Here is an 18,080-nt window from a genome sequence, read left to right as displayed (position 1 = left end):
TCGTCAAGTTATACCAACAGCCCAGATTGCGCTAACGCTTGCTTAACACTCTCTGGCGCATCCGGCACAGCGGCGCGGAACAAATGATAAAAATTCGCCGTTGTTTGCATGGCCACTTCATCTACGCTGACGCCCCGCGCTTGCGCAATACACTCTGCAACTTGAACGACCCAAGCCGGTTCGTTTGGCTTACCGCGATATGGAACTGGCGCCAAATAAGGGCTATCAGTCTCGATTAACAGACGATCTAGTGGTAGTTGCCGCGCTAACTCTCGAAGAGATTCAGCATTACGGAAAGTGATAATTCCAGATAACGAGATATAAAAGCCTAAGCGTACCGCCTCACGCGCCATTTCTATATCTTCCGTAAAGCAGTGCAATACGCCCCCCACCTTAGGGTCAGCGTATTTGCGCAACAGGCTAAGGGTTTCTTGCTTAGCCTCACGAGTGTGGACAATCACTGGCAATTCCAGCTCGCGGGCCGCCAACAGATGACGCGTAAAGCGCTCATGCTGCGTATCAATCGGCACACTATCTTGATAGTGGTAATCAAGCCCTGTTTCGCCTATCGCCACCGCACCATATTGGTCAGCAATTTCAACAATATCGTTAACGCTTGGCTCATTAGTCGCGGTGTGCAGGGGATGCAAGCCAGCAGAGATGGCGACATCCTGATGAGCTTTCGCCATAGCGGCTAAGCCGGGCACATCCTCCAACGTCACCGCAATGGCAAGAAACTGGCTGACATTGGCAGCACGAGCCGCTGCAAGGGTAGCCGCAACATCCCCGCCATGGGTATGCTCAGATAAGCGGTCCAGGTGACAGTGTGAGTCAACAAACATGCAAGCTCGCCTTAAATAAAAAAGTAGTGCTTAGTAAATTACAGGGTGAACGAAGGGGGTGCTTTATCCAACTGGCCTGCTAGTAATGTTTCAATACGATCACGCACTGAATAATCCTGTTGGCTAAAGTGAACACCTATGCCCGGCATTCGACGCCCACTAACGCCTTCTGGTGACACCCAAACCACCGTCCCCGTCACTGAAAGCCGCTCACTTTCCCCAGGCAGGGTCAGTAATAAGAAGGCTTCTTGGCCAAGGGCATACGGGGTTTTGGTAGGAACGAAAATGCCACCTCTATCAAGGAAAGGCATATAAGCTGATAACAATGTCGGCACATCAGGCAACGCTAAAGAGAGAATTTTTTGAGCAGCCATCGCGACCTCACCCAGCGGCTAATTGATTACGAGCGTAGCAGTGCAGACCAGCGTACCAACCACGCCTCCAACACCAGCTGCGGATTGGGGTTAGCACCGATGGCAAGTAGACGACGCTGCTCTCGAGCGTAATCCAATAGCCGAAACCAATCCTGAGCACGGGCATTTTTAACTGCCTGACGATACAGCGGCTCTAAATCTGGGTTGTGAAGTGCGCTTGTGTCTCCCGACAATCCCAGACGAATCAGGTCCTCAAGCCACGCAATACCGTACCACAAGATGGCATCTATCGCTTGGCGATCAAGCCTGGCAGCTTCTGAAACGGGCTCCGCTCCTCGTACCAGTTGTTCAAAGCAATCGTGGATTTGATGGCGTAGTGCGCGCTCATCGGGTGTTGCCAGCTCCACTGCCAGCAGCGGCAGGCCACCCGATACCTGCCACCAAAAATATGCTTCATCACTGCCCAGCTTTTCGGTTAGCCAGCCTCGACAAGCCTCAAAAGAAACGCTTGCAAGCGGCCACTGCTGACAGCGAGAGCGAATGGTCGGCAGCGTCCGAGAAGGCACATCTGCCAGCAGAATAAATAACGTTTTATCGCCTGGCTCCTCAAGGCTTTTTAACAACGCATTCGCCGCTGCGGTATTCATCGCTTCTGCAGGTGAAACCACAATGACCCGATACCCACCCTGCTGGGCAGTTTGTGATACGAAACGATTAACCTCACGTATCGGATCAATGCGAATTTGACGCTTCCCCTCCTCAGGAGAGATACGCAATAAGTCGGGGTGATAGCCCGAAGCGAGCATGGCACAGCTATGACAATGACCACAGGCTTGATCTGCAGGCTTTGCACATAGCGTTCTGGCAACTAGCGCATCTGCCAGTTGCTGTTTACCAACCCCATGGGCACCACTGATCAGCAGCGCATGGGGCATGCGCCCTTCATTCGCCAAACGTACCAACTGCCGCCAGGTGGCACTGTGCCAAGGCAACGCTTCTGTTAGCGCCATAGCGCTATCCGCTCTTCCAGCGTATTTGCCAATGTCGCCTGCACATCTTTAAGGGACTGCTCAGCGTTTATCAGTGCAAATCGTTCTGGCGCTGCTGCTGCACGACTCAGGTATGCTTGTCGCACCGCTTGAAAAAAGTCGTCTTGCTCTTGTTCAAAACGGTCTCGCTGGGTTTGCTGATCACGCAGCCGCCCTTCTAAACGCGCCCTTGCAGCGACTGGGGACATATCCAACAACAGCGTTAGATCTGGCGTCAGCCCCTTTTGCACAAATTGCTCAAGCTGGGCAATCCGCGCAGGATCAATGCCACGGCCACCACCCTGATAGGCAAATGTTGCGTCAGTAAAGCGGTCGCACACTACCCATGCACCTCGCTCAAGCGCTGGCACAATTTTTTGTGCCAGATGCTGGGCTCGGGCAGCAAACATCAATAGCAACTCCGCGTCGCAATCAAGCGGCTCTGTTTGAGAAGGGTCAAGCAGCAGTGCACGAATCGCCTCAGCCCTTGGTGTCCCTCCTGGCTCTCGGGTCAGTATCACCTCAACCCCTTGCTGCTTAAGCCAAGCCTCTACAAACGCCACATTGGTAGACTTCCCCACCCCTTCACCGCCCTCTAACGTGATGAAGCGTCCGCGCTTGCTCATTAAAGCCCCTTACTAACGGTATACAGCATGAAATATTCAGTAAAAACGTTACATTAACGGTTACGGATATAACGATTAACAGCGTTATTATGCTCCCGCAATGTACGCGAGAAGTGATGCGTGCCATCCCCCCGGGAGACAAAGTAGAGTGTGTCACCTGGTAAAGGGCTGACCGCTGCTTCCAATGAAGCACGCCCCGGCATGGCAATCGGCGTTGGCGGCATTCCATTAATTACATAAGTGTTATAAGGGGTGGCTTCGCGTAAGTCAGCCCGAGTAATTCGGCCGTCGTAGCGCTCCCCCATCCCATAGATGACCGTTGGGTCAGTCTGCAGCCGCATGCCTTGCTCCATACGACGCTTAAATACGCCTGCGATTTCACGCCGCTCCTCAGGGGCACCTGTTTCACGCTCTATCAGCGACGCCATAATAAGCGCCTCATAAGGCGTATCAATGGTGAGATCATCATCACGCCCTTCCCATACCTCCTCCAAGATACGCTCCATACGGACGAGAGACTGGCGCAAAATATCGACATCGCTCATTCCTAGATGGTAGCGATAGGTGTCGGGGAAAAACCACCCCTCAGGAAATGTACCTTCACGCCCCAGTAGCGACATAACTTCTTCATCACTTAACTCGGCCGTAAGCTGATCTAGTTTAGGCGCCACACTGAGTAATTCGCGCATCTGGCGAAATGTCCAACCCTCAGGAATGGTAAGCGGATACGTTACCACGTTGTTGCTGCCCAATAGAGCAACCATCTCTAGGCCACTCATTCCGGGCATTAGTTGATACTCCCCCACCCGTAGCCGCGGCACTCGCTCAGGCTCCATACGCGCCATCAACTGAAAAGCCCACGCATCACTAATAATTCCCCGCTCTTCCAACTGAACAACCACTTGGTTAAAACCAGCACCCGCAGGCACTTGGTAAAGCGTGGGCTCTTCAAGCGCCAGCGGGGCTTCTAAACGGCTTTGCCAATAGGCGTACCCACCTGCCACAACAACTGCACCAAGTACCACCATCATTCCTACTGCGGCTAGTAACCGTTTCACCATGACACCTCAACAACTCTTTTAAGTTCCTGCCTGACTGGGCGAGGATAAATAGCCAAGCAAGCGATGTCCTATCGTTTGCAACGGATCATGGGTAGCCTGCGGCCAAGACTGGAGCACACTGCCCGATTCATTAATTAGCACACTTACTGGCCAGATACCTTGTACGGAGTTGCCCACCCACAAACGCTCAACATTCGACAACGCGTTTAGCGGTAGAGTGGTTTCGCGCACCACACCTTGGTCTAAGAGGGCTGCACGCAGAGTGCCCGCCACGCCGCATCGCGCTAGACAGGGAGTAAACAGTTCCCCCGCCTGTTGCCAAAAAACATTCATGCTAGTGGCTTCTATCACGTTCCCATCGGCGTCGGCCAGCAAGCCTTCAGCAATCGCACTATCTTGCCACTCTTGGCGCGCTAGTACGTTTTCTAAGCGGTTGAGGTGTTTAATGCCCGCCAACAAGGGCTGATAGCCAAGACGCAACTGGCAGATGCGTACACTAACGCCTTGCTGCCAGCGCTCAGGGGCAACCACAAAAGGCGTACGGCGGCTAAGCAACCGGGGTGCCACTACATCAGGCAATGCGTAACCGCGGCCACCGCTCCCTCGAGTTAGGATCAGCTTCAGCACTTCCAGCTCGGAAGTAGGTTTGTCCTGCCACGCCTCTTGGAGCTGCTCATGTGAGGGCAACGGGATATTTAAACGCGCGCAACCTCGCGCCAAGCGCGCATAGTGATATGGCCAGAGCACCGGCTTACCAGCACGCATTAGCACTGTTTCAAATATCCCGTCACCATACGCTAGCCCGCGGTCGTCAAATGGCACCTGGGGCATAGGCATACCCCATTACACCTTTTTGAACAGCAACGAGCCGTTGGTGCCACCAAAACCAAACGAATTGGATAGCGCTACATCAATACGCATTTCCCGAGCAGTATGCGGCACATAATCGAGATTACAGCCCTCTTGAGGGTTATCAAGGTTGATAGTAGGCGGAGCTATCTGATCGCGAATAGCCAAAATACTAAAAATAGCCTCGACTGCCCCTGCGGCTCCCAATAGGTGGCCAATCATAGATTTCGTAGAGCTGACTGCTACCTGCTGGGCAGCACTGCCTAGAACGTGTTCAACGGCACGGCTTTCTGCCAAATCACCCGCTGCAGTAGAGGTGCCGTGCGCATTGATGTAGTGCACTTCAGACGGCACCATTTGGGCATCTTTGATAGCGTTACTCATTGAGAGCGCAGCGCCACGTCCATCTTCAGGCGGCGCCGTCATGTGATAGGCGTCATCACTCATCCCAAAACCTGCCAACTCCGCGTAAATATTCGCACCACGCGCCTTGGCATGCTCGAATTCTTCAAGCACGAGAACTCCCGCACCATCTGACAGTACGAAGCCGTCTCGATCAGCATCCCAAGGGCGGCTGGCGGCCTCGGGGTTATCATTGCGGGTTGAAAGTGCTCTGGCAGCCGAGAATCCACCCAAGCCTAGCGGCGTCGTGGCCATCTCAGCTCCACCACAAATCATCACATCAGCATCGCCGTAGGCAATCGTACGGGCACTGTATCCGATATTATGAGTACCAGAGGTACAAGCGGTGGTAATAGCGATGTTTGGGCCTTTAAAGCCATGCTGAATCGCCATGTTGCCCGAGATCATATTGATGATAGATCCTGGCACGAAAAACGGTGAGACGCGACGCGCACCACCTTTGTTTAGCGCATTGTGATTGTGTTCAATCATCGGCAGGCCCCCGATTCCAGAACCAATCGCCACACCAATACGCTCTGCATTTTCTTCAGTGCATTCAAGCCCTGAATCTTGGATCGCCTGGGCTCCGGCGGCCATACCATACTGGATAAACAAATCCATTTTGCGAGCGTCTTTGGGGTTCAGGTAAGGGCTAATATCAAAATTCTTTACCGAACCACCAAAACGCGTATTGAAGCCACTGGTGTCAAAGTGCTCAATCGGCGCTACGCCGCTTTTACCCGCGACAATATTCGCCCACGACTCATGTACGTTATTGCCCACCGGGGTCACCAGGCCTAACCCAGTTACCACTACCCTTCTACGCGCCATCAGCTTTCCTCCAGGCATCCATGGTGACACGACCCATCTGGGTCAATTGCTGCAGAAATTTGGTGACTAGTATAACGGAGATTGAACGTTATATTCAGTGTGACCGCAAAGCAAAAAAGCCGCCCTGTGTTAGGACGGCTTTTTTTAATACGGGCGATAGCAATCCACCCTCACTCAATGCGTCGACTTAACCCTTACTGATGGGCGTTTACGTAGTCGATAGCTTCTTGAACCGTAGTAATTTTCTCAGCTTCTTCGTCAGGAATTTCAGTATCAAATTCCTCTTCTAAAGCCATTACCAACTCAACGGTATCAAGTGAGTCAGCACCTAAATCTTCAGTAAAAGAAGAGCTATTCTGGATATCTTCTTCTTTAACGTTCAGGCGCTCTGCCACAACTTTCTTCACGCGCTCTTCAATAGTACTCATCAACGTACTCCAGTCGTTCACATTAGCCGTTATCAATAACCAGCTATTTGGAAACCGCAAGCCAAAAGCTGCGGTGTAGTTTATAGACGCCCTTGAGCCGACGCAACCGCCAAGCTCAAGGCCATCAACGCATATTCATGCCGCCATTAACGTGCAGCGTTTCACCAGTAATATAACCCGCCACATCACTTGTCAAAAAGCCGACTGCGGCTGCAATTTCCTCAGGCCCACCAAGACGCGCCAGGGGAATCTGCTTTAGTAGCATTTCGTGCTGCGCTTCAGGTAGCGCTTCTGTCATGTCGGTGGCAATGAAGCCAGGCGCGACGGCATTAACCGTAATTGCTCGCGATGCCACCTCCCTCGCCAGCGCTCGACTAAAGCCTTCCATACCTGCTTTCGCTGCAGCGTAGTTAGTCTGGCCTAAATTACCCATGGTGGCCACGACTGAACTAATCGACACGATACGCCCAAAACGTGCTTTTGTCATACCGCGCAAACATGCTTTGCTAACGCGATAGACAGATTTGAGATTAGTATCCATCACGGAATCCCACTCATCCTCTTTCATGCGCATGAGTAGGTTATCGCGAGTAATACCGGCATTGTTAACGAGAATAGTAGGCGCGCCGAAGCGCTCACCAATCGCTTTAAGCACACAATCAATGCTTGCCTGATCAGTGACATTAAGGCACATACCAGCGCCTTCAATGCCATGCTCTTTCAAGTCAGCATCAATTTTTTCCGCACCCGATTCACTAGTCGCGGTACCCACCACGATGCGCCCCTGACGCCCAAGCTCATGAGCAATAGCACGCCCAATGCCTCGACTGGCGCCGGTGATTAACGCGACTCTACGTTCTTGCGTCATAACGTTCTGCCTTTAACCATGTGAATAAGCAAGGATAGCGAAAAACTGCCGCATATCACACGCCGTCAGCCAACGTTTCACGGGCTAATTCAAGCGCTGCATCCAAGCTATCAGGATCGTTGACTGCCAAGCCTTTCGCACTCCGCACAATGCGCTTATTTAATCCAGTGAGCACCTTACCAGGACCACACTCAACAAATACATTAACACCTTGCTCAACCATCGCCTCAACACAAGATGACCAGCGAACCGGCTGATAAAGCTGCTCAATGAGACGGGTGCGCAACGTTTCAATATCGGCATGTGCTTGCGCATCAACATTCTGAATGACAGTGTAGCGAGGGGCACGCAGTTCAATATCCTGCATTGCTTGCTCAAGACGCTCTGCAGCGGGTCGCATCAACGCACAGTGAGAAGGAACCGAAACCGGCAACGCCATTGCACGCTTGGCACCAGCTTCCTGGCAAGCCAAAATAGCACGCTCAACAGCACCTTTACCGCCAGCGATCACCACTTGGCCTGGCGAATTGTAGTTTACAGCCGAAACCACTTCGCCTTGAGCAGCGCTGGCGCAGGCAGCTTCTACTGCGCTATCGTCCAACCCAAGAATAGCAGCCATGCCACCTTCCCCGGCAGGCACAGCCTGCTGCATTGCCTCACCGCGTAGGCGCACTAATTTCACACCCTCAGCAAAGCCCATCACGCCAGCACAAACCATAGCGCTATATTCACCCAAACTATGGCCTGCCATAACATGCGGACGAGGCCCCTCTAACTCTTGCCAAATCCGCCAAATAGCAATACTGGACGAAAGCAATGCGGGCTGTGTGCATGCTGTCGCGTTAAGTGCCTCCTCAGGGCCTTCCTGGACGACTTTCCATAAGTCATAGCCCAGAGCTTCTGACGCTTCCTCAAATGTCGTTCCCACCACACTGTAGCGCTCGGCCAGCTCTCGCAGCATTCCAAGCTGCTGAGAGCCTTGCCCGGGAAAAATGAGGGCAAGGGGTTGAGACATGTCGTTCACCTTTGCTCTTGTAGGCATTTGCTCATTTGAGCGAAAAGCGTAGTTATTGGTCCCGCCTTACGGCGATACTGGCACATCCTGCTACCACCGATAACCCGCAAAAAATATCTGCAGTTTGTTATCTCATATCTCCAGTGCATCAAGGCCGCAGCAAGCGCTCCCCAATACGCTCAGGTAGATTATGCTCCACTTCTTGTAATGCGCGCTGGATAGCATAGTAGAAACCATCCGCACGGGTACTGCCGTGGCTTTTAACTACAATTCCTTTTAACCCTAATAAGCTAGCGCCATTATAGCGCACCGGGTCTAATTCCTGTTTAAGGCGTTTAAGCACAGGTTTGGCCAGTAGGCTTGCTAAACGTCCACTTAGACTTGACTCAAAGCCCATTTGAACACGCTCTACCAACATACGGGTCAAACCTTCACTTGCCTTCAGGGTAACATTACCCACGAAGCCGTCGCAGACCACCACGTCCAGCTCACCCTGAAAAATATCACCACCTTCTGCAAACCCATGATACGCGAACCCTAGATCACCAACACAGCCTCGTAACAGACGGTCCGCCTCACGTACATTAGCACTGCCCTTCGTCGCTTCAGAGCCTACATTTAGCAATGCAACCCTAGGGCGTTTAACACCATCAATGCACTGCGCCATGGCCGACCCCATCATGGCAAAATCAAACAGCCGATGGGCTGGAGAGTCTACATTTGCCCCCAAGTCGAGCAAATAACAACGACGCCCTCCTCGAGCCGGAATAGCGGTACTGATCGCTGGCCTGGAGATACCATAAAGCATGCCCAACTCGCGCCGAGCAAGGGCAACCAACGCCCCCGTATTCCCCGCGCTCACCCCCGCCGAGGCTTCACCCCGCGCAAGGCTTTGCAGCATTCGCGCCATACTTGTGGACCGCCCACGCCGCAACGCCCAAGAAGCGGTTGCCTCCGAAGAGACAACATCTGGCGCATCGCTTGCCACTAAACGTGACATTGCCGCAGCCAAAGGCCGCGGCAAGCGCATAATCTCAGCATGAATCTGCTGATACGGGCCAAACAGCGTTAGCGTTAGATCAGGGCGCTCTATGACCGCCCTGGCGGAGCCTTCGACAATGGCACGGGGGCCTTGGTCACCCCCCATTACATCAATCGCTAGGCGCACGCAGCACCCACTCTGTTTCGCCCTTCATGTAAGCGTTAAGGCTTAAACCTCAACCACCTTACGACCACGGTAGAAACCATCCGAAGAAACGTGGTGGCGCAGGTGAGTAGTGCCTGTCTCTTGATCTTGAGACAGAGTCGGGCCGCTCAGCGCATCGTGACTACGACGCATGCCGCGCTTAGAACGAGTTTTACGGTTCTTTTGAACTGCCATGGGTGTTTACTCCAAGGTATGTAGGGTAAGTGATGCTTACTTCTTGCCTTTCAGAGCGCCGCTGCTTTTCAACGCATTCAGCACCGCGAAAGGGTTCGTAGTTGATGTGGACTCTGCCGTCGCGCCTTCGGTCTTGCTAACCAACTGCTCCGCCGAGACATGGCATTCGGCCTCATCGTGATAGACCACCTGCGGCAAGCTGAGAATAAGCTCATCCTCTACTACCGCCAGCAAGTCCAGCTGCTCATTTTCCACCAGTACCGGCTCATGGCTGGCAGGTAACTCGGCAGCCAAGGCTTCGTCCGAGACCATTCCAAGTAGGAATTCACTCGACACATCTTGACTTAGCGGCACCAAACAGCGACGACAAGGCAACGCTAGGGTCGCTTGCAATTGGCCACGAATTTCACGACGACCCTGGGCATCAATACCAAACTCAAGCACGACATGACAGTCGCCAGTTTGGTCTCCTGCTTCTTCAGCAAGACGTGGCAGCTTATCAAGTGCCACTGTGCCTTCGAGTCGTTCGCGGCGGGCTGCGAGCTTATAAGGCTCAACCCGGCTGGGGATTTGTGAGGTCAACATAGGCGCGCAATGATAGGCACTCCCCCCTCTGCTGTCAAAGCTGTCGGCGCATTTCTTGATAGTTTCTCTCCTCAGGCAGTGCAACAAGCAGTGCAAATAGGCACGCTCTTTCGGTTTCGCTACACTTCTACCCACGCAAAAAGACGATAAATTCTTTACCAAGGAGGCCGAAGTGCCACAAGTGGATAATGCATCATTAGTGCTCGCCTCTAGCTCACGCTTTCGTCGAGCCCTATTAGATAGACTCCAACTACCCTACCAGTGCTGCTCACCAGATATCGATGAAACACCCCAGCCGGGTGAGTCGCCAAGTGCCCTGGTGCATCGCCTAGCACTGAGCAAAGCCAATGCTGTCGCGGCCCACTTTCCCCACCACTGTATTATTGGTTCGGATCAAATCGCACTATTTGAAGGAGACATTCTCGGCAAGCCGCATACAGCAGAACGTGCCTGCGCTAATCTTTCGCGCTTTTCAGGCCAACGCGTCACCTTCTTAACTGGATTAGCGCTACTTGACACACGCCATCAGCGCCACCAAGTGCACATTGAACATTTTGATGTGGTATTCCGCACCCTGAGCCAACAGGAGATTGAGCGCTACGTAGCACTAGAACAGCCGCTGGATAGTGCAGGCAGTTTTCGTGTGGAAGGGCTCGGTATTACGCTATTTGAAAAGTTAGAAGGCCGAGATCCCAATGCACTGATCGGCCTTCCACTGATAGCGCTATGCGACATGCTTCGCCAAGCAGGCATGAACCCCCTTGGCGAAGCTTAACCAATAATAGCAGTTAGGGCGCCCAGCACTAGGGCGACTCGAAGCGCAGCGGAGAGCTAGATGATGACACACCCAGCACCTCTGCTGCTGCTTGAGTGAAGCGGCGTGTTAGCCGCTCAAAGGGATCAAGGCGCGGCGTATAGTCTTCCCATCGAGCTCCTCCCACCTCGGCACGCGCTAACTGCTCTAAGCTGGCTAACTCATCCACTAACCCAAGCGCCAGCGCTTGCTCTCCGCTCCACACCAACCCTGAAAACACCTCAGGGCTATCAGCTAACCGATCGCCGCGCCCAGCACGCACATCATTGATAAACTGCGTATGCGTTTGGTTAAGCACACTCTGCCAAAACTCCTCTACGTTCTCATCCAGAGGCTGAAAGGGGTCAAGAAACGCCTTATTCTCACCCGCCGTGACTACCCGCCGCTCAACACCAAGCTTATTGATTGCCTCCTGGAAACCAAAGCCCGCATATATCACGCCAATAGATCCCACTAAGCTGGCAGGCGAAGCCATAATTTCATCAGCGGCAGAGGCGATGTAGTAAGCGCCACTGGCACCAATGTCTTCAATCACCGCATAAATAGGCTTATTACCCTGCTCACGCAGTCGCATAATTTCTGCATAAATACGCTGAGACTGCACAGGACTCCCACCGGGGCTATCAATATGCAGCACCACCGCAGCAGCATTATCGGATGACCAGGCACGATTCAACCCACGAATAATACGCTCTGCATTTGCAGGCGCATCGCTGGCAATAACACCGTGCACTTCCACCAGCCCTAAATGGGGCTGCGTTGGCACAGTGGCCACGGACTCTGCCCACCACACCTGATAAACCGTGGTAGTTAACGATACAAGCACAATAGTGAGGAGCATTAGGCGGAAAAATAGCTTCCAGCGACGCGTTCGGCGCTGCTCAGTTAACACACCACCAATCCACCGGTCCATCATTTCTAACTGCGCCAACCGCTGACGCTCGCGTAGTGTCTCAGCATCATCGCCAACACTATTGCCAACACCTCCTGCTGAAACAGCGCTATCATTAACGTGCTGCGAGACATCAGGCCCTTGCGTCCACCGATCCTTCACTTCCTCGGGCTGCTCACCTTTCATCTCTGGCGATTCGCCGTCACGCCGCTGCTCATCGCTCATAAGCATCTCTCATAAACATTTTCATAAACATCTCCCGCCAACCAACCTTAACTGCGACAGAGCGAGGTTAACCGTATAACCAGTCAAAAAGTTCACTCGTGGTATGCGCTACCCAACGGGGCTGGCTTACTGCTAGGCGGGATGGCGTGTGAACACCATAGGTCACTGCCACACGGTCCATACCAATCGCCCTGGCCATTTCCATATCGTATTCGCTATCCCCTACCATCACCGCCCGCTCCACGGGTATCGCCAACTCCTCCAACAACTCGCTGAGCATTTGCGGGTGAGGCTTCGAGCGTGTTTCATCCGCCGTTCGGCTAGCGTGAAACCACTCACCACTACCGGTCTCGGCAAAAACACGATCAAGCCCGCGACGACTCTTCCCCGTGGCAACAGCTAACCGTTGCTGCTCACGCTGCCGCAAACGCACCAACTGAGCCTCGACTCCTTCAAAAAATGGCATCGGGGTAGTGTCTGAATACACAAAATGATGGGCATAGCGCTGGCGCAGCAGCTCCGCTTGAACCGGCTGGATACCAGGGCAAAGCTTAACAATCGCCTCGGGGAGCCCCAAACCAACAATATCCTCAATCGCGCTGACACTAAGCGCTCCCCACTCCGCATCTAAAGCAGCCGCCTGCATGCAGGCGACAATTTTCGGCACCGAATTCATCAAGGTGCCATCCCAATCAAAAACAATCAGCTCGTAGCGCATCGTGGCTCCTTATCGGCGAGCCCGCTGCAGCACGGCTTCTAGCGCTTCCGGCAGTGGCGCCTTTACCGTCACAGGCCGGCCATTACCTGGCTCAGGAAAGGTTAAAGCACGCGCATGCAGAAAGAGCCGATCCACTTTCAGTTGCTGGGTCATGTGCGCACTTTCGCGGGTTGAATATTTATCGTCGCCTAGCAGCGCATGGCCTGCGTGCGCAGCATGCACACGAATTTGATGCGTACGCCCCGTCACAGGCTCAGCTTCGACAAGGGTGGCCTTTTCAAACGTCTCGACGACAGAGAACAGGGTACGAGACACTTTACCATTCGGATCGACTCGCACCCGACGCTCACCATTACCGGCATCAAAGCGGTCTAACCGAGCACCAACATAGGTCTTACGGGCCGGCCAGCGCCCACTCACCAGCGCCAGATAGCGCTTGTCCATTGCATGTTTCTTTAGTGACTCATTCAGCGTCACTAGCGCATCCCGGGATTTAGCCAACAGCAGGCACCCAGACGTATCGCGATCTAAACGGTGCACCAGCTCCAAGAAGGTCAGGTCATCACGAACTTGTCGAAGCGCTTCGATCAGGCCAATTTTAACGCCACTGCCGCCATGCACTGCTAAACCTGAAGGTTTATTGAGCACCATCCAATCAGGGCCTTCCATAATCACGCTACCAATAAGCAGGTCGCGCAAATTATCGCTCACCTCTTTCACTGCTTCTCGTGGGGCTAGGCGCAGAGGGGGCACACGTACCAGATCACCTGCCTGCAAGCGGTAATCCACCTTGACGCGCTTTTTATTAACCCTTACCTCACCTTTACGCACGATACGATAGATCAGTGCCCGTGGTGCTCCTTTCAATCGCGTCATCAAAAAATTATCGATTCGCTGACCCGCCTGCTCCGGGGCGATTTCCACCCACTGTACTTCGCGCCCTTCGGCCATTGCCGCGCACTCCTGGTATGTTTTTCTAACGTCAGGCTAAAAACGGCATTCTAACGTAGACCAATGGGCATTGCGTCAATTGCTGGTAGTTGTCTTTACTGTTATATTCCAAAACGCTCATCGGTTTAGCGTGGACAACTTGTAGATAACTGTATTATTACAAGCCGACTTCCACGATTTACCAAGCACCTGCCCGACTAACACGCAGGTCAGAGCACGAGGTGTTTGGTTAGTGTACGCATTACCCACCTCCTAACGTATTGAAAGCACATGCTGAAAAAACGTACTGAAAAACAGTCACTCTGTCGCCCGTAGTTTTTGCGGCAGATACGCTTAAGCCTCGCCCGCAATGGCAGGCTTGTTTAAACAAACGTAACGCTCCCTGCAACGCCCTACACGTCATAAAAGGGCGCTTCTCGGAGCGCAATGATCAACGCTGTGCTGACAGCCGGCGTTGACGAATCGATGAATGCCAGGTGTTGGCGGTGTCAGCAGGGCCGGATGGACGTGACAGCCACCGAAACATGTCTTGCCTCCGCCACGTACTCAACGCCCTTTCAACCGGGTCGGCAATGCTGCCTTCCCGGTTTAATGCGTCAGCATAGCCATGCGCCGAGCACAAGCACGCAGCACCCAGCGATTCGTCTACGCCAAGCCTAGACGGTTCGTCGGCAAGCAATGCTATGCGAGACACTATGAAACGGATGCTGATTAACGCAACCCAGCCAGAAGAGCTGCGGGTTGCACTGGTAGATGGACAACGCCTGTACGATTTAGATATCGAATCAGGCGCCCGTGAACAGAAAAAAGCCAATATTTATCGTGGCAAAATAACCCGCGTCGAGCCCTCTCTTGAAGCCGCCTTTGTCGATTTTGGCGCTGAACGCCACGGCTTTTTGCCGCTGAAAGAGATCTCTCGCGAATACTTTATTAAAGACGTCTCTGGCCGCCCCAGCATTAAAGAAGTACTCAAAGAGGGTCAAGAGGTCATTGTCCAGGTGGACAAAGAGGAGCGCGGCAACAAAGGCGCAGCCCTCACAACGTTCATCAGCTTAGCGGGCCGCTTTTTGGTCCTTATGCCCAACAATCCTCGCGCGGGTGGCATTTCACGCCGCATTGAGGGTGATGACCGCAGCCAATTAAAAGACGCCATGGGCCAGCTAACAGTGCCCGATAAGATGGGTCTGATTGTGCGCACAGCGGGTATTGGCCGCAGCTCGGAGGAGCTACAGTGGGACCTGGACTACCTGGTACAAGTTTGGGAGTCAATCACCACTGAAGCAGGCAAACGCCCCGCTCCGTTCCTGATTTACCGTGAATCCAATGTCATCATTCGTGCCATGCGCGACTACCTACGCCAGGATATTGGCGAAGTACTGATCGACAGCCCCGAGATTCACGCGGAAGCCCTCGGATTCATCCGTCAGGTAATGCCCTCTTATCAGCAGAAAATTAAGCTTTACGTTGATGAGGTACCGCTGTTTTCACGTTTTCAGATTGAGTCTCAGATCGAAACCGCCTATCAGCGCGAAGTTAAGCTGCCCTCCGGCGGTTCAATTGTTATTGACCACACTGAAGCTCTGGTGTCCATCGACATCAACTCTGCTCGCGCCACACGCGGCAGCGATATCGAAGAAACCGCTTTGCAAACCAATTCCGAAGCCGCTGACGAGATTGCCCGCCAGTTGCGCCTGCGGGATATTGGCGGCCTAGTGGTCATCGACTTTATTGATATGGGTCCTGCACGCAACCAGCGGGAAGTCGAAAACCGCATGCGCGATGCGCTGAAGCTTGATCGCGCACGCGTTCAAATTGGCCGCATATCGCGCTTTGGCTTAATGGAGATGTCGCGCCAGCGCCTGCGCCCCTCATTGGGTGAAACCAGCGGCGTCGTATGCCCACGCTGTAACGGCCAAGGCACAATACGCGACGTTCGCTCGCTGTCGCTATCCATTATGCGCCTTATCGAAGAAGAGGCGATGAAAGAGCGCAGCGCGCAGATCCGCGCCATTCTTCCAGTGCCAGTGGCGACTTACCTGCTGAATGAAAAGCGCAGCGTATTAGCCGACATAGAATCTCGCCAGGGTGTGCGGGTGGTACTGCTGCCGAATCCGGATATGGACACGCCCCATTACGATGTTCAGCGGCTTCGGGATGACCACTTAGACGAAGATGACAGCCATACGCTTTCCAGCTTTGAGATCTCAACAGATACTGAAGTAGGCAAAGAACCCGCTCCAAGTTTTACGCCGCCAACCCAGCGGGCTGAAGCTGCCGTGAAGAGCGTAACCCATAACGCCCCTGCACCGGTTTCTCTACAGACAGAAGAAGCGCCTACACAAGCAGCAGCACCAGCTCCCGCTCCCGCTCCCGCTGCTGATGAGCAGCCTAGTGTGATTGGCCGCTTCATTCGTGGTTTCGCCAAGTTGTTGGGCGGCGAAGACAGTAGCACTCAGCCACCGGCTACAGAGTCGCCCACCCAGCGCAAGTCATCGGCCGAGCGTAACGCACAAAAAAGCACCCGCAACACTGACAACAGGTCCAAGCAAGCCCGCGAAAGCAGTACTCGTGATAACAATGTTCGTGACAACAATGTCCGTGACAAAAATGCTCGTGACAGCGACGCTCGTGACAACCAGGAGAACACTGGGAGAAACGAACAGCGCGCCAACAATCAATCCCGCAGCACTACTGCTGGCGATGATGTCAACGACAAGCGTAGCGGCCCTAGCCGTACCCGCAATCGTCGTCGCCACCCGCAACAGGAAGAGGCTAAGACCCAGGATAGTGGCAGCAAGAACAACCGCCAGAACCTGAAAGAACCGACACCTAATAGCACTGCACAAAACGATGCTGCTAATGCTTCAGCTCAGCCTGATAACCGCCACCGTGACAAGCCCCGTGACAACAGATCACGGGACAACAGGCTGCGCGATGAAAAAGCCAAAGGCGATGAGTTACGTAGCACTAATGGGGACGCTAATGGGGGCAATGAAGCCAAGCAAGAAGGTAGGCAATCAGCTCCCGCCCAGGATGACGGCAAGCCGAAACGGACACGTAATAACCCGCGCAACCGCTCACGCAAACAGGCAATAAACCCTCAGTCCGAAGCGGAACAGCTAAAACTGCAATCAGAAGTTGTTAATACAACTGATGAGGCCGAAGGTGTGAACGCACCGGCTGCGCCAAGCACTGAGAGCCAGCAAACAGCTCCTGTGACGCCAGCAACGCCCCTAGTGCTAACCGATACCCCGTTAGACACTCAAGAGGCTCAGGCCACCCAAGCGCCAATCGCACCAAGTAGTGGTGAGACAACCGCGGAGCAGCCAGCAGCTTCAGCAGACAAGGCACGCAAAGCAACGCACCAGCGTCGCCAGCCCCAAGCAGAGCAGCCAGTGCAAGTAGACTCGACAGACGATGGTCGCCAAGCAACGCTCCATCCAGCTGAAGCGCACGCGCAACCTGAAACGCATCAGCGCGCAACCAGCGAGCCAGTGAGGCAGCCTCTGCTGACCGACACTTTAGCAGCACCTACCGAAGCACCTAGTGATGCGCAAGAGGAACAGCCTGTTGAAGTGCCCAAAGAGGCAATCCCTGCTGCTGACGCTCCTGCTTCTGAAGCAGTATCAGTGGAAGAGCACGTCGCCGATGCGAAGCCTGTAGCCAACGCAGAGCCTGTGGAAGTAGCAGCTAAAGCCACTCCTTCAGAGAGCTCTACGGAGGATGCACCAGTAACCGTAGCATCTACTCCCGAAACACCGGCAGCTACAGCTTCACCAGATAGGGAGAAAGCACAAGTTAATGCAGCACCATCCCTAACCGAGCACAGTCCCGAGCAAAGCGCTGAACCGACTGCTGAGCCGCTTATCAACAGTTCGCCTAAAGCAACACCAGAGGCAAACAGCGAGGCCCAAGAAAGCACCTCAGTAGATGAGACTGCTCAGCCATTGACCACAGAGGCACCGTCCACCGCAGCTTCCAAAGAGCCTGAAGCAGCAAAGGAAGAAGCCCCCAAAGAAGAAGCGCCTAAACCAAGCCGTCGACGCCGCAGCCGTGCGCACAACGACCCACGCGAGCTGCGTAAGCAGCAAGAAGCGCAGAACGCTAGCCAAGAGTAAATGGTTAGCGCCGTAAAAAAACCCCGCTCCGGCGGGGTTTTTTTACATCTTTTTTCAGACCTATATTTTTCA

General features: G+C 53.7%; 18 protein-coding genes. 2 read left to right on the top strand and 16 right to left on the bottom strand.

The window, feature by feature from the left end; genetic code table 11:
* Window positions 1–8: 8 nt before the first annotated feature.
* The 13 genes from CPA45_RS00695 to CPA45_RS00635 all read right to left on the bottom strand — a co-directional run bounded on the left by CPA45_RS00695 (window position 9) and on the right by CPA45_RS00635 (window position 10,290).
* A complete protein-coding gene (locus tag CPA45_RS00695) occupies window positions 9–842 on the bottom strand; it encodes a TatD family hydrolase (protein WP_096649402.1) in 834 nt (277 codons plus the stop codon).
* A 38-nt stretch (window positions 843–880) separates the two neighbouring features.
* Window positions 881–1,216 carry a PilZ domain-containing protein gene (locus CPA45_RS00690; protein WP_096649401.1) on the bottom strand — a complete coding sequence of 112 codons (336 nt, stop codon included), beginning with the start codon at window positions 1,214–1,216 and terminating at the stop codon, window positions 881–883.
* A gap of 26 nt (window positions 1,217–1,242) precedes the next feature.
* Window positions 1,243–2,226 (bottom strand): DNA polymerase III subunit delta', encoded by a 984-nt coding sequence (locus tag CPA45_RS00685; protein WP_096649400.1) that lies wholly within the window; start codon window positions 2,224–2,226, stop codon window positions 1,243–1,245.
* A complete protein-coding gene (tmk, locus tag CPA45_RS00680) occupies window positions 2,217–2,870 on the bottom strand; it encodes a dTMP kinase (protein ID WP_096649399.1) in 654 nt (217 codons plus the stop codon). The genes CPA45_RS00685 and tmk overlap by 10 nt, the downstream gene beginning before the upstream one ends.
* Window positions 2,871–2,923: 53 nt before the next feature.
* Window positions 2,924–3,931: an endolytic transglycosylase MltG gene (gene mltG, locus CPA45_RS00675; RefSeq protein WP_096649398.1), complete on the bottom strand. Its 1,008-nt coding sequence runs from the start codon at window positions 3,929–3,931 to the stop codon at window positions 2,924–2,926.
* A gap of 18 nt (window positions 3,932–3,949) precedes the next feature.
* Window positions 3,950–4,768 (bottom strand): aminodeoxychorismate lyase, encoded by an 819-nt coding sequence (pabC, locus tag CPA45_RS00670; RefSeq protein ID WP_165771496.1) that lies wholly within the window; start codon window positions 4,766–4,768, stop codon window positions 3,950–3,952.
* A gap of 6 nt (window positions 4,769–4,774) precedes the next feature.
* Window positions 4,775–6,013, bottom strand: a complete 1,239-nt coding sequence (gene fabF, locus CPA45_RS00665; RefSeq protein ID WP_096649397.1) for a beta-ketoacyl-ACP synthase II — start codon at window positions 6,011–6,013, stop codon at window positions 4,775–4,777.
* Window positions 6,014–6,207: 194 nt separating this feature from the next.
* Window positions 6,208–6,441 carry an acyl carrier protein gene (gene acpP, locus CPA45_RS00660; protein WP_008956801.1) on the bottom strand — a complete coding sequence of 78 codons (234 nt, stop codon included), beginning with the start codon at window positions 6,439–6,441 and terminating at the stop codon, window positions 6,208–6,210.
* Window positions 6,442–6,565: 124 nt separating this feature from the next.
* Window positions 6,566–7,309 carry a 3-oxoacyl-ACP reductase FabG gene (fabG, locus tag CPA45_RS00655; RefSeq protein WP_096649396.1) on the bottom strand — a complete coding sequence of 248 codons (744 nt, stop codon included), beginning with the start codon at window positions 7,307–7,309 and terminating at the stop codon, window positions 6,566–6,568.
* 55 nt (window positions 7,310–7,364) lie between these two features.
* Window positions 7,365–8,324 (bottom strand): ACP S-malonyltransferase, encoded by a 960-nt coding sequence (fabD, locus tag CPA45_RS00650; RefSeq protein WP_096649395.1) that lies wholly within the window; start codon window positions 8,322–8,324, stop codon window positions 7,365–7,367.
* A 148-nt stretch (window positions 8,325–8,472) separates the two neighbouring features.
* The gene (plsX, locus tag CPA45_RS00645; RefSeq protein WP_096649394.1) at window positions 8,473–9,492 is read right to left on the bottom strand and encodes a phosphate acyltransferase PlsX; all 1,020 of its coding nucleotides are present in this window, start codon (window positions 9,490–9,492) and stop codon (window positions 8,473–8,475) included.
* Between the two features lie 42 nt (window positions 9,493–9,534).
* Window positions 9,535–9,705, bottom strand: a complete 171-nt coding sequence (gene rpmF, locus CPA45_RS00640; protein WP_078087247.1) for a 50S ribosomal protein L32 — start codon at window positions 9,703–9,705, stop codon at window positions 9,535–9,537.
* A 36-nt stretch (window positions 9,706–9,741) separates the two neighbouring features.
* Window positions 9,742–10,290 (bottom strand): YceD family protein, encoded by a 549-nt coding sequence (locus CPA45_RS00635; protein ID WP_096649393.1) that lies wholly within the window; start codon window positions 10,288–10,290, stop codon window positions 9,742–9,744.
* A gap of 181 nt (window positions 10,291–10,471) precedes the next feature.
* Here CPA45_RS00635 and CPA45_RS00630 point away from each other — a divergent pair, with 181 nt between their 5' ends.
* Entirely contained in the window at window positions 10,472–11,065 is a 594-nt protein-coding gene (locus tag CPA45_RS00630) for a Maf family protein (protein WP_096650196.1), read from the top strand.
* Between the two features lie 28 nt (window positions 11,066–11,093).
* Here the strand turns inward: CPA45_RS00630 and sppA are convergent, their stop codons facing one another.
* From sppA to CPA45_RS00615, 3 genes are all read right to left on the bottom strand, one after another.
* Entirely contained in the window at window positions 11,094–12,221 is a 1,128-nt protein-coding gene (gene sppA, locus CPA45_RS00625; protein WP_096649392.1) for a signal peptide peptidase SppA, read from the bottom strand.
* Window positions 12,222–12,288: 67 nt separating this feature from the next.
* Window positions 12,289–12,939, bottom strand: a complete 651-nt coding sequence (locus CPA45_RS00620; RefSeq protein ID WP_096649391.1) for an HAD family hydrolase — start codon at window positions 12,937–12,939, stop codon at window positions 12,289–12,291.
* 9 nt (window positions 12,940–12,948) lie between these two features.
* Window positions 12,949–13,890 carry an RluA family pseudouridine synthase gene (locus CPA45_RS00615; RefSeq protein WP_096649390.1) on the bottom strand — a complete coding sequence of 314 codons (942 nt, stop codon included), beginning with the start codon at window positions 13,888–13,890 and terminating at the stop codon, window positions 12,949–12,951.
* A 695-nt stretch (window positions 13,891–14,585) separates the two neighbouring features.
* On the opposite strand from CPA45_RS00615, the gene rne reads away from it, so the two are divergent.
* Window positions 14,586–18,008, top strand: a complete 3,423-nt coding sequence (gene rne, locus CPA45_RS00610) for a ribonuclease E (protein WP_096649388.1) — start codon at window positions 14,586–14,588, stop codon at window positions 18,006–18,008.
* The last annotated feature ends 72 nt before the right edge of the window (window positions 18,009–18,080 follow it).

The organism is Vreelandella nigrificans (assembly GCF_002374315.1).
Lineage (GTDB): Bacteria > Pseudomonadota > Gammaproteobacteria > Pseudomonadales > Halomonadaceae > Vreelandella > Vreelandella nigrificans.
This window is presented reverse-complemented; position numbering and strand designations above follow the sequence as displayed.

Excerpts from the sequence above, each read along its gene's own strand:
- CPA45_RS00695 (WP_096649402.1), bottom strand. The coding sequence starts at position 842 with ATGTTTGTTGACTCACACTGTCACCTGGACCGCTTATCTGAGCATACC.
- CPA45_RS00690 (WP_096649401.1), bottom strand. The coding sequence starts at position 1,216 with ATGGCTGCTCAAAAAATTCTCTCTTTAGCGTTGCCTGATGTGCCGACA.
- CPA45_RS00685 (WP_096649400.1), bottom strand. The coding sequence starts at position 2,226 with ATGGCGCTAACAGAAGCGTTGCCTTGGCACAGTGCCACCTGGCGGCAG.
- tmk (WP_096649399.1), bottom strand. The coding sequence starts at position 2,870 with ATGAGCAAGCGCGGACGCTTCATCACGTTAGAGGGCGGTGAAGGGGTG.
- mltG (WP_096649398.1), bottom strand. The coding sequence starts at position 3,931 with ATGGTGAAACGGTTACTAGCCGCAGTAGGAATGATGGTGGTACTTGGT.
- pabC (WP_165771496.1), bottom strand. The coding sequence starts at position 4,768 with ATGCCTATGCCCCAGGTGCCATTTGACGACCGCGGGCTAGCGTATGGT.
- fabF (WP_096649397.1), bottom strand. The coding sequence starts at position 6,013 with ATGGCGCGTAGAAGGGTAGTGGTAACTGGGTTAGGCCTGGTGACCCCG.
- acpP (WP_008956801.1), bottom strand. The coding sequence starts at position 6,441 with ATGAGTACTATTGAAGAGCGCGTGAAGAAAGTTGTGGCAGAGCGCCTG.
- fabG (WP_096649396.1), bottom strand. The coding sequence starts at position 7,309 with ATGACGCAAGAACGTAGAGTCGCGTTAATCACCGGCGCCAGTCGAGGC.
- fabD (WP_096649395.1), bottom strand. The coding sequence starts at position 8,324 with ATGTCTCAACCCCTTGCCCTCATTTTTCCCGGGCAAGGCTCTCAGCAG.
- rpmF (WP_078087247.1), bottom strand. The coding sequence starts at position 9,705 with ATGGCAGTTCAAAAGAACCGTAAAACTCGTTCTAAGCGCGGCATGCGT.
- CPA45_RS00635 (WP_096649393.1), bottom strand. The coding sequence starts at position 10,290 with ATGTTGACCTCACAAATCCCCAGCCGGGTTGAGCCTTATAAGCTCGCA.
- sppA (WP_096649392.1), bottom strand. The coding sequence starts at position 12,221 with ATGAGCGATGAGCAGCGGCGTGACGGCGAATCGCCAGAGATGAAAGGT.
- CPA45_RS00620 (WP_096649391.1), bottom strand. The coding sequence starts at position 12,939 with ATGCGCTACGAGCTGATTGTTTTTGATTGGGATGGCACCTTGATGAAT.
- CPA45_RS00615 (WP_096649390.1), bottom strand. The coding sequence starts at position 13,890 with ATGGCCGAAGGGCGCGAAGTACAGTGGGTGGAAATCGCCCCGGAGCAG.
- rne (WP_096649388.1), top strand. The coding sequence starts at position 14,586 with ATGAAACGGATGCTGATTAACGCAACCCAGCCAGAAGAGCTGCGGGTT.